Source organism: Vibrio sp. L3-7 (assembly GCF_963898195.1).
Lineage (GTDB): Bacteria > Pseudomonadota > Gammaproteobacteria > Enterobacterales > Vibrionaceae > Vibrio > Vibrio echinoideorum.
Genome location: NZ_CAWQUW010000056.1, coordinates 202,370 through 217,033 on the forward strand (window position 1 = coordinate 202,370; position 14,664 = coordinate 217,033).

The 14,664-nt window shown below is 43.2% G+C and carries 12 protein-coding genes and 1 other annotated feature; of the genes, 8 read left to right on the forward strand and 4 right to left on the reverse strand.

Annotated elements, in window-relative coordinates:
• Positions 1-26 precede the first annotated feature (26 nt).
• The 3 genes from AACW75_RS22570 (at position 27) to AACW75_RS22580 (ending at position 4,825) form a co-directional block, all read left to right on the forward strand.
• A complete protein-coding gene (locus tag AACW75_RS22570) occupies positions 27-1,778 on the forward strand; it encodes a diguanylate cyclase (protein WP_135456252.1) in 1,752 nt (583 codons plus the stop codon).
• A 190-nt stretch (positions 1,779-1,968) separates the two neighbouring features.
• Positions 1,969-4,374: an aerobic respiration two-component sensor histidine kinase ArcB gene (gene arcB / locus AACW75_RS22575; RefSeq protein WP_145569858.1), complete on the forward strand. Its 2,406-nt coding sequence runs from the start codon at positions 1,969-1,971 to the stop codon at positions 4,372-4,374.
• Between the two features lie 7 nt (positions 4,375-4,381).
• Positions 4,382-4,825, forward strand: a complete 444-nt coding sequence (locus tag AACW75_RS22580; protein WP_017072845.1) for a hypothetical protein — start codon at positions 4,382-4,384, stop codon at positions 4,823-4,825.
• 209 nt (positions 4,826-5,034) lie between these two features.
• Here AACW75_RS22580 and arcA read toward each other — a convergent pair whose 3' ends face one another.
• Complete coding sequence (arcA, locus tag AACW75_RS22585; protein ID WP_004741534.1) at positions 5,035-5,751, reverse strand: two-component system response regulator ArcA; 717 nt, start codon at positions 5,749-5,751, stop codon at positions 5,035-5,037.
• A gap of 372 nt (positions 5,752-6,123) precedes the next feature.
• Positions 6,124-6,282 carry a ribonuclease activity regulator protein RraA gene (locus AACW75_RS22590; RefSeq protein WP_135456256.1) on the reverse strand — a complete coding sequence of 53 codons (159 nt, stop codon included), beginning with the start codon at positions 6,280-6,282 and terminating at the stop codon, positions 6,124-6,126.
• A gap of 46 nt (positions 6,283-6,328) precedes the next feature.
• Here AACW75_RS22590 and AACW75_RS22595 point away from each other — a divergent pair, with 46 nt between their 5' ends.
• The gene (locus AACW75_RS22595; RefSeq protein ID WP_017072847.1) at positions 6,329-6,814 is read left to right on the forward strand and encodes a putative 4-hydroxy-4-methyl-2-oxoglutarate aldolase; all 486 of its coding nucleotides are present in this window, start codon (positions 6,329-6,331) and stop codon (positions 6,812-6,814) included.
• A gap of 118 nt (positions 6,815-6,932) precedes the next feature.
• Here the strand turns inward: AACW75_RS22595 and AACW75_RS22600 are convergent, their stop codons facing one another.
• Positions 6,933-7,409, reverse strand: coding sequence for a DUF7840 domain-containing protein (locus AACW75_RS22600; RefSeq protein WP_135456258.1), 477 nt, complete (start codon positions 7,407-7,409; stop codon positions 6,933-6,935).
• A gap of 317 nt (positions 7,410-7,726) precedes the next feature.
• Positions 7,727-7,845, forward strand: a sequence feature (Thr leader region).
• A gap of 29 nt (positions 7,846-7,874) precedes the next feature.
• Between AACW75_RS22600 and thrA the strand changes: the two genes are divergently transcribed.
• From thrA to thrC, 3 genes are read left to right on the forward strand one after another with little or no spacing between them, the layout of a single operon-like run.
• Complete coding sequence (gene thrA / locus AACW75_RS22605; RefSeq protein WP_017072849.1) at positions 7,875-10,334, forward strand: bifunctional aspartate kinase/homoserine dehydrogenase I; 2,460 nt, start codon at positions 7,875-7,877, stop codon at positions 10,332-10,334.
• 17 nt (positions 10,335-10,351) lie between these two features.
• The gene (thrB, locus tag AACW75_RS22610; protein ID WP_145569935.1) at positions 10,352-11,308 is read left to right on the forward strand and encodes a homoserine kinase; all 957 of its coding nucleotides are present in this window, start codon (positions 10,352-10,354) and stop codon (positions 11,306-11,308) included.
• Complete coding sequence (thrC, locus tag AACW75_RS22615; protein WP_017072851.1) at positions 11,305-12,588, forward strand: threonine synthase; 1,284 nt, start codon at positions 11,305-11,307, stop codon at positions 12,586-12,588. Before thrB ends, thrC begins: the two co-directional genes overlap by 4 nt.
• A 78-nt stretch (positions 12,589-12,666) precedes the next feature.
• Here the strand turns inward: thrC and grcA are convergent, their stop codons facing one another.
• Entirely contained in the window at positions 12,667-13,044 is a 378-nt protein-coding gene (gene grcA / locus AACW75_RS22620; RefSeq protein ID WP_009848415.1) for an autonomous glycyl radical cofactor GrcA, read from the reverse strand.
• 326 nt (positions 13,045-13,370) lie between these two features.
• On the opposite strand from grcA, the gene nfo reads away from it, so the two are divergent.
• Complete coding sequence (gene nfo, locus AACW75_RS22625; RefSeq protein WP_145564669.1) at positions 13,371-14,279, forward strand: deoxyribonuclease IV; 909 nt, start codon at positions 13,371-13,373, stop codon at positions 14,277-14,279.
• The last annotated feature ends 385 nt before the right edge of the window (positions 14,280-14,664 follow it).

Below are 14,664 nucleotides of genomic sequence, written 5' to 3' on the forward strand. Positions count from 1 at the left end.
GATTTTATGGTATAGATTGAGAGTTAATGGAACTGGTAATGACTTGGTTGTGGGACAAGGCGTATGGCTACGGTATTTATATCGTGATCGTATTGCTGATTGCTCTCATCTGCTGGCATCTTTCTTCACGTTATCAGTCGCATATTGAAAAACTTTTACTCTCTACTCCATCGCCACTGTACTTTGTTGATGTACGAAGTGGTGAAATTTTGTATGCCAATCTCCAAGCCATGCAATTACTCGGTATCCGCCAGATTGGCGTTAACTTTCGCTTCCCTACCGTGGAGAGTGAGAACAGCTTTCGCCACTACCTAACTAATCACATTCATTCTCGATCGTTTGAGCAGATCTCATTTTGGGCACTTTCTGAATTTGATTCTTTTAAGATCAATTTGGTGGGTCGTAAGATCCACTTTAGAAACAAAAGAGCTTGGATGATTCATGCCTCGCCCTACAAAAACACTAACGATGAACTGTCCCAAGAAGTTCGTGAACTTAATATCGCTCGCACGGCTTTGGATTCTTTATCTGAGCTTATCTATGTAAAAGATCAAAAAGGTGAATTGGTTGCGAGTAATCGTTCATTTAAAAAGTTTTGGCATGGTCGCCCAGATGAAGGCACCTTGAGTGTTTCTGGTGGGGTATTAAAAGGTCGTGTGAGTGAACGGTCGTGGACCACAGATCAAGACGGCAAGGGTTGCCTTCTTGAAACCTATCAAAGTGTTCTACTCTCCCAAGATGGAGGAACGATTGGCACGCTGTCGATCAGTCACGATGTGACGGATTGGCATGACATGCAGCAAAAACTGCGTGGTGAAATGGAAAAGCGAAAAGATACCGAAGTCGCCCTTGCACAACGAGACACCATTTTACAAAACATCTTAGAAGCTAGCCCTGACTCCATTGGTATCTTTAACGAAAATATGGTTTACCAAGCGTGTAATAAGCCATTTGTGGCGGCTCTTGGTATATCGGAAGTCAGTGACTTAGTCGGTAAACGCTTACAAGATGTGGTGCCAAATAGCATTTATATGCGCATTTCGAAGACCGATGACCAAGTACTTCATCAAGGTAAATCGCTACGTTATATCGACAAAGTGGTTTCGAGTGATGGAGAGTTTACTTGGTATGACGTAGTCAAATCACCCTTTAGAGATCCGGCTTCGAGCACCAATGGTGTGTTGATCATGGCTCGAGATATCACCGAGCGCTATTTAGCTGAACAGAAGCTTGAAGAGGCTAACCTTGAGCTTGAGCGCCTCAGTTTTATGGATAGCTTAACTCAGGTGTCTAACCGACGTCGTTTTGATGAGCAGTTGTCGACATTGTGGCATTACCATGTGCGCGAAAAATTGCCATTGACGATCATGTTATGCGATATCGATTTCTTTAAAGGGTATAACGACTTTTATGGACACCAGCAAGGTGATGACGCGCTAATTCAAGTTTCACAAGCATTCAAACAAGTACTCAGTCGTTCATCGGATTGTGTGGCTCGTTATGGTGGGGAAGAGTTCGGCTTTATTCTGCCAAATACGACAACGGATGGCGCATTGTTGGTCGCAAAGCGCATTCATGAAGAAGTCCATAAGTTAGCGCTTATACATGAAGAGTCCACGGTCTCTGAATTCATCACTGTAAGTATTGGAATCATCTCTTATATTCCGACGCCAGATGACGAAATGGAGTCAGCGGTTGCCATGGCAGACAGCGCACTCTATCAAGCTAAATCAGATGGCCGAAATCGTTCGATGGTTCATCCCTCTTCAATCAACTAACTCTATAAAGTCTTTGATTTGGTTAATCTATCTGTTTTTGCTGGATTAACATTATATTGATTGGTTAACGCTATATTGACTGGTTAACCATGATATTGCTGCGGATCTCTTGCTGCGTGTGATGTAGCTAGCTTACCTCCCATCTTCAAACAGGGTAGAATGTTGCTAGTCTTATCGCATGGAGCGCTAAATGAAACCCATGAAAAATCTCGCTCAGTATTACGTGGATCTACTCGTAAAACTGGGGATTGTCCGCTTTTCTATCTTACTCGCCTTAGCGCTTGTTGCCCTCGCTGTTGTTGTGCAAGTTGGTATTACCCTCGCACTCAAAGGTAATGTTGATGATATCGACATTGTCCGCTCTGTTTTCTTCGGTTTAGTGATTACACCTTGGGCGGTTTATTTCTTGTCAGTGGTTGTTGACCAACTGGAAGAGTCTCGTCAAAGGTTGGCGAAGCTAGTGTCTAAGCTTGGCGACATGCGTGAACGAGACCAAGAGCTCAATAATAAATTACAGCTTAATATCGAGAAGCTTAATCAAGAAATTGAAGAGCGTGAAAAAGCCGAAGAAGCGCGTGCTGAAGCGATGCACGATCTCGAGAATGAGGTATTCCAACGTGAACGAACTCAGCTTGAATTGGCTGAGCGTACTGCGCTGCTACGCTCGTTTATCGACGCCTCTCCCGACCTTATTTACTATCGTAACGAAGATGGTGTGTTCTCTGGGTGTAACCGTGCGGTAGAAGAACTTACTGGCAAGACAGAAAAAGATCTGGTTGGTTTAACGCCTTGGGATGTTTATAGCAAAGAGATTGCTCAACAGGTTGTTGAAACTGATAAGAAAGTGTTTGCTGATAATCAAGCTCTGACCTACGACCAATGGCTAGAATATCCTGATGGCCGTAAGAGCTACTTCGAACTGCGTAAGGTGCCTTTCTACAGTAAAGATGGCCGTCACTTGGGCTTAGTGGGCTTCGGCCGTGATATTACGGAACGCAAAGAGCACCAAGAGTCGTTAGAGAAAGCCAGTCGTGATAAGACCACCTTTATCTCAACCATTAGTCACGAATTAAGAACCCCACTCAACGGTATTATCGGCCTGAGTCGTATGTTGTTGGATAGTCAACTGACGACCGAGCAGCGTAAGCAGATGCAAACTATCAAGGTTAGTGCCGTGACATTAGGTAATATCTTTAACGATATTATCGATATGGATAAGTTTGATCGTCGCAAGCTAGAGTTATTCCCAACTCCGATTAACTTTGAAGATTTCGTTGTCGAGATTGAGAGTATTTCGGCATTGATGGCAGAACAAAAAGGGTTGAGATTTGATCTAGAAAGATTGTCCGATCTGCCTGCTTCAGTTGAAGTTGATGGCACTCGACTTAGACAGGTGCTGTGGAATCTCGTCAGTAACGCAATGAAATTCACCAAAGATGGTGGTGTGGTAATGACGGTCAGCGCGGATATTGATGGTGATTTTGCCAACATCACGATGGAAGTTGAGGATACCGGGATTGGTATCCCTGAAAGTGAAATCGAGAAGATCTTTGCGATGTACTACCAAGTGAAATCGGGAACGGACAACCTACATGCTGTCGGTACCGGGATCGGCCTTGCGGTTTCCCAACAGTTGATCAACATGATGGAAGGCGATATTGATGTGACCAGTGAAGAAGGTTTTGGTAGCACCTTTACGGTTTCTATTCGCGTGCCGGTGAATCACGATACTCAAGCTCTGATCAAAACCCCGAGAAAGCAGTCGAACCTTAAGATTTTCATGGTGGAAGATATTGAACTCAATATCACGGTAGCTCGCTCATTGCTTGAAAGCTTAGGCCACGAAGTGACGGTGGTGATGACAGGTAAAGAGGCGCAAATCGTCTTTAATCCAAAAGACTATGATTTGGTGCTGTTGGATATCCAACTACCAGACATGACAGGTTTCGACATCGCTCAGTATTACCGAGAAAAATACAGTAAATTGCCACCTTTGGTAGCATTGACTGCGAATGTTTTAAATAACAAACAAGAGTATTTCCAGAAAGGTATGGACGAGGCGATCAGCAAGCCGCTATCGGTTCGTGCCATTCAAGACGTAATCAGCGAGCTTATTGAGGATGCGCCAGAGGTTAATGAGAAATCCGGGGGCATTAATACGGTAAAGGATGTTGAGAAAGTCGCAGGTGTTGATAAAGTCATAGGTGCTGAGGAAGTAACAGTGAGTAAGCCTGTTCTTTCTTCGGTTGATACCACTCTGCTTGATGTTGATATGCTAGAGTCTTATGTCGACATTGTTGGACCGAAACCGGTTTTGGATAGCATCGTGATGTTTGAAAATATGATGCCGGAATATATGGAAATCTTGAACTCCAACATGGTCGCGAAAGATCAAGACAGTATCGTTTCTGAAGCGCATAAGATTAAGGGCGCAGCAGGTTCAATTGGCTTGAAGCGCATACAGCAAGTCGCTCAGAAAGCTCAATCTCCCGATATGCCAGCGTGGTGGGAAAACATTTCGGATTGGGTCGATGAAATTAATAATGAATACCAAAATGACATTGAAGTCTTAAAGAGTTGGTTAAATCAAAGGTAGAAGAATAATGAAAAAATTAGCATTCGCCGCATGCGTAGTGGCATTAGCAGGTTGTTCTGCACCACAAGTGGAATGGCAACAAGATAATCAAGTAGAAGTCTCTGCAGCGACAGTCACAATGAAAAGCAACCTTTGGTTGAACAAGATGCCAACGATTGGAGAGGCTCAAGATAAGACGCTGCACGGTTCTATCTACCTAGAGTCAGACTCACAACTACCAGCAACGCTTGCTGTCGAGAGTGTCACGGTTAAGCAAGGTGCGGATACTTTGTTGGTGACTGCGGACGATCTTGATTTGAGAACACACAGTGAAACTCAGTGGGAAGTCGCTTTTGTATGGCAGCTAGAAATCGATAGTGAAAAACCGGTCGATGTAGCGGTTGAGCTTAAAGATGGTGAAACGGTGAAGTGGCTGGTGGAGAAAGACGTTAAGGTTGATACGGTCTACTAAACCCTACCTATCAATGAACAATAAAAAAGGGAGAATGCATTGGCATTCTCCCTTTTTAATAACAATTGATTATGCTTCGATTCCTAGAAGTACTACTAACTGTTTAGAACTTCTAGCTGTTTAGAAGTACTACTAACTGTTTAGAACTTCTAGCTGTTTAGAAGTGCTAACTGGTTAGAAGAACTAAAAGGCCAGAAGCGCTAATCGAATTAGTCTTCTAGGTCACCACAAAAGCGGTAGCCTTCACCGTGAATCGTTGCAATGATTTCTGGAGTACCAGAAACAGATTCAAAGTGCTTACGAATACGACGGATTGTTACGTCTACAGTACGATCGTGTGGCTTAAGCTCACGACCTGTCATCTTCTTAAGAAGATCTGCACGTGTTTGGATCTTACCTGGGTTCTCACAGAAGTGAAGTAGAGCTCGGAACTCTGAACGAGGCAGTTTGTAGCCTTCGCCATCTGGGCTAACCAGAGAACGACTGTTGATATCTAGAACCCAACCGTTGAACTCGTACTTCTCAACGCTGCGCTTTTCTTCTTGAACAGAGCTAGTGCTCATTGAACGGTTCAGAAGGTTGCGTGCACGGATAGTCAGTTCACGTGGGTTGAAAGGCTTCGTGATGTAGTCATCAGCGCCAATCTCAAGGCCAAGGATCTTATCAACTTCGTTATCACGACCAGTTAAGAACATTAGCGCTACGTTTGCTTGCTCACGTAGTTCACGCGCAAGTAGTAGGCCATTCTTACCTGGAAGGTTGATGTCCATAATTACAAGGTTAACTTGGTTGTCAGATAGCACTTGGTGCATCTCTTCACCGTCGCTAGCCTCAAAAACAGCATATCCCTCTGCTTCAAAAATACTCTTTAGAGTGTTACGAGTTACTTGCTCATCTTCAACGATCAGAATCTGCGGGGTTTGCATTTGGCGGTACCTAAATTTGTGACGAAACTGTGCTAATAGAATAAATTCTAGGCAAAAACATAACATACAGGTAATGTAATTTTGATGATAACTTAAAGTTTTCAAAAAAACACTTACTTCCAGCTATCTGCCTTCCTTGAAGTATTGCCCAATAACGTAGATCCAGTACGCCTTTTAATCATTCTTTTAGTGATTGAAGAGGATTCTATAATGTTAACAGCATGCTAACAATGCGAGAATGTTAATTCCATTCACTTTGTTGATTTACATCAATTGCCGGATCGCAACAAACTTTAATAGTATGGCTACAACTTAACCAATGTTATGGTGATTATTTAGCAGCAAAACAAGAATGATTATTCGAGATGGTTCTCATATCTCACCTGCTAAAGACAAGAATATGAACCAAGGAAGCTGAAAGCTGTCCTTAGAGTCTAGTAGATAAATATGCTCAATCAACTTTTTATTATTATTAGATTGAGCATAGAACAATGAAAACAAAGGATTAATTTTAATAACATATAAAAGCATAGAGGTACGCCTGACTTAACAGGTAACGCCTACTCACGGAGGATATATGCACGATATAACACCCGACTTGTGTGATGAGTTTGAAAGCAAAGTCACATTACTGAACCTACCATTACAGAACTTCGGCCAACGTGGTGCGTTCTGGGGAAAAATTGTAACAGTTCGTTGTTATCACGATAATTCCAAGGTTCGCGAGGTTTTAGAGACCGATGGGCAGGGTAAAGTGCTTGTCGTAGACGGTAATGGCTCGTGCCAGAAAGCGCTTCTTGGCGATCAACTTGCAATTGTAGCGATAGAAAATGGTTGGGAAGGCGTTATTGTGAACGGTGCCGTGCGTGATGTCGCTATGATGGCTCAAATGGATCTTGGCGTGCAGGCGCTGGGTGCATCACCATTCAAAACAGAGAAACGTGGTGTGGGCCAGGTTAATGTCACTCTTTCTGTCCATAATCAGCTGATTCAACCTGGTGATTACATTTATGCTGATTGGAATGGCGTATTAATTTCACCTGAATTGTTAATTGAGTCTTAACAGGTTTAAGTACAAGTCTGTTGGACTTATTTGACTGGGGAATGGTTTGTTACGTGTAGAGCTAAGAGCTAAGAGCTAAAGGCAAAGCCATGAAGTAATAAGTGACAACCAGACTCGATTAAAATCGAAACCCTAATCCCACTTCAACACCTTGCTGCCACTCTTCATAATCAAGGGTGGCATGCAAATCCAAATTATCGGTAAGCTGCACTCGGCTTGAAACTTCCGCTGCTACTGACTTCTCGTTGTCTTCTTCTTCGTCTTTATAGGTATGCAGAGAACTGTTAAAAGAGATCCTTTCTGAAAATTGATAACTGACACCACTCAAAAATCCACTTTCATATTTGAGGGAATCGCTGTTGATACGTGTACCGACATAAAGATCAACATCAGCGAATAAGCTATAAGCGTAACCACTGTCAACTTTCCAAGTATCGAAGCTTTCACTTGACGCATTCTGCGTTGAGATGAAAAATTTATGAGATGAACGATCTATTTGACCGGGAAGTAGGGGTAAGTTGTTTAGCAAAGGCAAACTATTCGCTGAACAAACGACAGGCATAGCAAAGGCTAAAAGAATAAGTAATCTCTTCACTTCCCACTCCCGATGTCATTATTATTGTTCTACGAACGTTATCGTTCAATTAAAGCACAGAATTTGTATACTTGCCGCACAATCGATATGGCATTTTGTTACAGAGGTATATGCAACTGATGATTTTTGGGCGTTAGCATATTGAATCCCTTTGTTACGTTGGAGGTTGTTATAGGACGTTTTGTCACTGAAATGGCGGTTTGCTCTGAAAAATGATGCGAATGTAAAAAAAACGCAACTTTTCATTGACGTCTAGTGGTAAAAATTGATACACGTAGAGTAAAGCACAAGCAGAGAATTTGATATGCAGCACTTAAGCCACCTAGTAATGACCACCACCATTATTATTACCGACATTCACATTGTTGGGGCAGGCTGCTAAGTAACGGATTTAAAAAAAAAGGCCTGTATCCAACAAGATACAGGCCTTTTTTTGTACCATTTTTATGACTTATGGAGAAAGGGATGCGCGTTTTAAAGTTTGGAGGTTCATCATTAGCTGATGCAGATCGTTTTTTACGAGCGGCTGATATCATCGCTAATAATGCCCAGCAAGAAGAGCTAGCCGTTGTACTATCGGCTCCAGGAAAAACAACCAATAAGTTGGTCGCTGTTATTGAAGCTGCACTAAAAAATGGTGAAGCTGACGTACAAATCACAGAGATTGAATCATCATTCACGGATCTTTTTTCAGAGATTCAAGCAGTATTACCGGCTGTTGATGGTTCTGCATTTCAAGAGCAGATGGATACGTCTCTTGCTCAACTGAAACAGTTTGTGAATGGCATTAACCTGCTAGGTATGTGTCCGAATCACGTGAATGCTCGCATCATCAGTAAGGGTGAGCGAATCTCTATCCAGCTAATGAAAGCGGTACTTGAAGCGAAAGGTCAGCCTGCAAGCCTGATTGACCCAGTTCAATACCTATACGCTAAAGGTGACCACCTTGAAGCTATGGTTGATGTGGATGTGTCTACACAGAATTTCCGCCAATCACCCCTTCCACAAGGCCACGTGAACATCATGCCTGGCTTTACGGCTGGTAATGAAAAAGGTGAGTTAGTAACGCTTGGTCGTAATGGCTCCGATTACTCAGCCGCGGTACTTGCAGCGTGTCTACGTGCTGATTGTTGTGAGATCTGGACGGACGTCGATGGCGTTTACAACTGTGATCCACGCTTAGTGGATGACGCACGTCTGCTTAAATCGCTTAGCTACCAGGAAGCGATGGAGCTTTCTTACTTTGGCGCTTCAGTTCTACATCCGAAAACTATTGCCCCAATCGCACAATTCCATATTCCTTGCCTAATCAAAAACAGCTTTAACCCACAGGGTGCAGGTACATTGATTGGCCAAGATACGGGTGAAGATAACCTAGCAATCAAAGGTATCACTACGCTTAGCGACCTAACCATGGTTAACGTGTCAGGCCCTGGAATGAAGGGCATGGTAGGCATGGCGAGTCGTGTATTCGGCGCGATGTCTTCTGCTGGCGTTTCTATCGTCCTTATTACGCAATCTTCTTCTGAGTACAGCATCAGCTTCTGTATTGAATCGGCTGACAAAGTGAAAGCGAAACAAGTGCTATCAGACGCGTTTGAACTTGAACTAAAAGATGGTTTGTTAGAGCCCGTTGAGTTCATGGACGATGTAGCGATAGTTACGCTAGTCGGTGACGGTATGCGTACTTCACGTGGCGTTGCTTCTCAGTTCTTCTCTTCTCTAGCTGAAGTGAATGTCAACATTGTCGCTATTGCTCAAGGTTCATCTGAGCGAGCTATCTCTGCCGTTATCCCTGAAGATAAAATCTCAGAAGCGATCAAAGCGTGTCACGAGAATCTATTTAACTCGAAGCACTTCCTTGACGTATTCGTTGTCGGTGTTGGCGGTGTTGGTGGTGAGCTTGTTGACCAGATCCAACGTCAACAAGGCAAACTGGCTGAAAAAGGCATCGTGATTCGCGTATGTGGTTTAGCTAACAGCAAAGGGTTATTGCTAGACAGCGACGGTCTACCTTTAGATCAGTGGCGTGATCGCATGTCGAGTGCGACAGAAGAGTTTAGCTTAGCCCGCTTGAATGCACTTGTTCAGCGTAACCACATCATCAACCCAGTACTGGTTGATTGTACGTCTAGCGAAGGTATTGCTGCGCAATACGCTGATTTCCTAGCGGCTGGTTTCCACGTGGTAACACCAAACAAAAAAGCCAACACGGCAAGCATGGCTTACTACCATCAGCTTCGTGAGGTTGCACGTAACTCTCGTCGTAAGTTGATGTACGAGACAACAGTAGGCGCAGGCCTACCGGTTATCGAAAACCTACAGAACCTGATATCTGCAGGTGATGAACTTGAGAAGTTTAACGGCATTCTTTCTGGCTCATTGTCTTACATCTTCGGCAAACTTGATGAAGGTATGACACTAAGCCAAGCAACAAACATTGCAAAAGATAATGGCTTTACTGAACCGGATCCACGTGATGACCTGTCAGGTATGGATGTCGCGCGTAAGTTGCTTATTCTTGCTCGAGAAGCGGGCATGGCACTTGAGCTAGAAGATGTTGAAGTTGACCAAGCATTGCCACCGGGTTTTGATGATTCAGGTACGGTTGATGAGTTCATGGCTCGTCTTCCAGAAGCGGATGCATACTTCAAAGAGCAGTCAGCGATTGCAGCAAAAGAAGGCAAAGTGCTTCGTTATGTGGGTGAAATCGCGGAAGGTAAGTGTAAGGTTCGTATCGCTGCTGTTGATGGCGACGACCCAATGTTCAAGATTAAAGATGGCGAGAACGCTTTGGCATTCTACAGTCGTTACTACCAACCAATCCCACTAGTATTGCGCGGCTACGGTGCCGGTACTGAAGTTACAGCAGCAGGCGTATTCTCTGATGTAATGCGTACTCTTGGTTGGAAATTAGGAGTTTAGGAATGAGTTCAAGTGATATGGATGTTGTCGTTTATGCTCCTGCATCAATCGGTAATGTCAGCGTAGGGTTTGATGTTCTGGGGGCTGCAGTGTCTCCAATCAACGGCACATTACTGGGTGACCGAGTAATGGTTAAAGCCGGTGAGGAATCATTCTCACTAAAAACATCGGGCAGCTTTGTTTCTAAGTTGCCGACTGAAACCAAAGAAAATATTGTCTACGACTGTTGGGTTGTGTTCTCTCGTGAGTTAGACAAGAAAGGCGTTTCTGTTAAGCCTTTGGAGATGACACTAGAAAAGAACATGCCTATCGGTTCTGGTTTAGGTTCAAGCGCATGTTCAATAGTAGCTGCATTGGATGCTTTAAACTGTTTTCATGGTCAGCCATTGAATGAAACTGAACTGCTTGCCCTCATGGGTGAAATGGAAGGTAAGATTTCAGGCGGCATACATTACGATAATGTTGCACCTTGTTACCTCGGTGGTGTGCAGCTTATGCTTGAAGAGTTAGGCATCATTAGCCAAGAAGTACCGTGTTTTGATGACTGGTATTGGGTAATGGCTTATCCAGGTATTAAGGTTTCAACTGCTGAAGCGAGAGAAATCTTACCATCTCAATATCGTCGCCAAGATGTGATTGCTCATGGTCGCCATTTAGCGGGCTTCATCCACGCGTGTCACTCAGGCCAACCTGAACTAGCAGCGAAGATGATCAAAGACGTGATTGCGGAACCATATCGTGAGAAACTGCTTCCAGGGTTTGCTGATGCGCGTAAATACGCAATGTTGGCCGGTGCATTGGCTACTGGAATTTCTGGTAGTGGTCCCACTCTGTTTAGCATTTGCAAAGAACAAGATGTCGCCGAGCGTGTAGCACGCTGGTTAGAACAAAATTACGTACAAAATGAAGAAGGATTCGTTCACGTTTGTCGCTTAGATAAGCAAGGTTCGATCGTTACAGGAAGTGAGTTATGAAGCTGTACAACATCAAAGAAAATGACGAGCAAGTCTCTTTTAGCCAAGCTGTTCGTCAAGGTTTAGGCCGTAATCAAGGTCTATTTTTCCCATCAGAACTGCCTAAGTTCGATGATATCGATGCGCTGCTAGCAGAGGATTTTGTCCCTCGTAGCTCAAAGATTCTCTCGGCTTTAATCGGCGATGAATTACCAAAAGAACTGATTGATCAATTAGTGGATGCGGCGTTCCAATTCCCTGCACCTATTAAGCAAGTAAAAGACGGTGTTTACGCACTTGAGCTTTTCCACGGCCCGACACTCGCGTTTAAAGATTTTGGCGGCCGCTTTATGGCTCAATCTTTAGCCGCTGTTTCTGATGGTGGTCAAATCACTATCTTAACGGCAACATCAGGTGATACTGGCGCTGCGGTTGCGCATGCTTTCTACGGTATGAAAGACATCAATGTTGTGATTCTTTACCCGAAAGGCAAGATCAGCCCGCTGCAAGAAAAACTGTTCTGTACGCTAGGTAAGAACATCCACACCGTTGCGATTGATGGCGACTTTGATGCGTGCCAGGCGCTAGTGAAAGATGCGTTTGATGACGCTGAACTGCGTAAAGAGATTGGCTTAAATTCAGCAAACTCAATCAACATCAGCCGTCTAATGGCTCAAATTTGTTACTACTTTGAAGCGGCTTCTCAGCTAACTAAAGCGCAGCGTGAAAACCTTGTTATCTCTGTTCCAAGTGGTAACTTCGGTAACCTAACGGCTGGCCTTTTAGCTAAAGCTCTTGGTTTACCAGTGAAACGCTTCATTGCAGCAACTAACGAAAACGACACGGTTCCTCGTTACCTTGAAACGGGTAAATGGGATCCAAAGCCAACGGTTGCGACGACTTCAAACGCTATGGATGTAAGTCAGCCAAACAACTGGCCTCGTATCGAAGAGCTTTGCCAACTGAAAGGTTGGGGCTTAGATACATTGGGTAAAGGTAAGGTATCTGATGAGCAAAGTGCTGAGTCAGTACGTGATCTAAAAGCACAGGGTTACCTATGTGAACCACATGGTGCGATTGCTTACCGTCTACTGGAAGAGCAACTGCAAGAGAACGAAACTGGTCTGTTCTTGTGTACTGCACACCCAGCGAAATTCAAAGAAGTGGTTGATGATATTTTAGGTACGGATATTGAGTTGCCAGGTCCATTGGCTAAGCACGCAGTGATGGAATTGTTATCTGAAGATCTAGACAATGACTTTGACGCTCTGAAAACGGTACTTCGCCGAGTTCAACCGTAACGTTTATCTGTATTGTTGAATAAATAAAAACGGCGCTCAATGAGCGCCGTTTTTGTATTCTAATCTAAGTTCTAAAAATTATAGAGACTCAGTGAAAGTACGTGCGATAACGTCACGTTGCTGTTCAGTTGTTAGAGAGTTGAAACGTACAGCGTAACCCGATACACGGATCGTTAGTTGTGGGTAGTTCTCTGGGTGAGCAACGGCATCTTCTAGCGTTTCACGCTTAAGAACGTTAACGTTTAGGTGTTGACCACCTTCGATGCGTGGTGCTGCTTCGATAGCAACTTCACGGCTTTCGTACTCGCCTAGGTCTGCTGCTGAGATAACTTGGTCAGCTTCGAAACCTGAAGTAGCAACAACACAACGAGCTTCATTCTTCTCGCTATCTAGTAGCCAGATTGAGTTTAGTAGGTCATCGTTTGCTGCTTTAGTAATTTGAATACCTTGGATCATAACTATCTCCTAGTCCACTGAATGTGGTTTGATTATGGTGTTAACTTTCGATTTTTATTGAGCTGGGTAATATATACCTAATATCAGTAAGGTTAACATTGATTTAAGTCAAAAAACAACCAAAAACCATATTTTTACAAAGGTTATTATATTGAGGTAAATCAATAAAACCTTTGAAAACAAACTAATTACAAAATATTTTAAAGTATAAAAAATATTTAACAGTCTTATTTGTTGTAAGTTTACTACATTTGTTGTGTTTTTATTGAACTACAAACGATACGACCCTTTATTTATTAAGCATTCTAAAAGTGTAAAGTGATTTAATGACAAACAATAATTCATCCTCAAAACCTGAAACTAATATTAAGTTTATTGGTGCTCATGTGTCTGCTGCTGGCGGTGTTGATCAAGCGCCAATGCGCGCTCGCGAGATTGGTGCGAATGCGTTCGCACTGTTTACTAAAAACCAGAGACAATGGGCTGCAAAACCACTCGAAGCTAAAACCATCAGCGCCTTTAAAGCCAACTGCAAAATGTTAGGTTTTAGTGCCGAACACATTCTTCCTCATGACTCCTACCTTATTAACTTAGGAGCACCAGAAGAAGAGAAGCTAGAGAAATCGCGTGCGGCCTTTATTGATGAAATGGAGCGTTGTAATCAACTTGGGTTAACGCTGTTGAATTTTCATCCTGGGAGTCATTTAAAGAAAATCTCAGAAAGCGAATGTTTGGCGAAGATCGCTGAATCGATCAACCTGGCTCACCAAGCGGTACCTGATGTGATTGCGGTGATTGAGAATACTTCAGGGCAGGGCACTAACCTAGGGTGGAAGTTTGAGCACCTAGCAGAGATCATCGACCAAGTAGAAGATAAGTCACGCGTGGGTGTGTGCTTAGATACCTGCCATACCTTTACTGCCGGTTATGACCTACGAACAAAAGAAGCGTGTGAGCATACTTTTGCAGAGTTCGATCGTATCGTGGGTATGCACTATCTAAGAGCAATGCACATCAATGATTCAAAAGCTGAGTTCGCAAGCCGAGTTGATAGACATCATTCTTTAGGAAAAGGTGAAATTGGCTGGGATTGTTTTGAGTATATCGCTTCAGATTCTCGCTTTAATGGTATTCCTTTAATCTTAGAAACTATTGATTCAACGATTTGGAAAGAGGAAATTCAACAACTTAGAATGTTTCATTACTCAGTAATGGCTGAAAGTGAAGATGCGTAATAAATAGAGGGGAAAATTAATTTCCTTCTATTTCTCATAATTGGCACCTTTCTTTCATAGTCTTAAAGTGAATATGTAGTTCACGAAGTCTTATAGGAGGTGCCTTTATGTATTCACAAGCCCAAACTTCAACTGTAGCTGTAGCCAGTCGTTTACCGACACCAAACCGTCATGTTCATAGTCACGGCCACCATCGTACACCGCAAAAAAGTGGTTAATCGAACTTAATTTAAATTGCAGTACCTCTATTAGTTTTCAAGAAACAGTGTTTACTTAATAAAGGTGACTACTCAAGAGAGGACGGTTTATCAAGAAACAGCGACTTCTCAACAAGCGAACCCTACACATCATGTTTATTGATAGCTGTATGAGGTATAACTAGAGC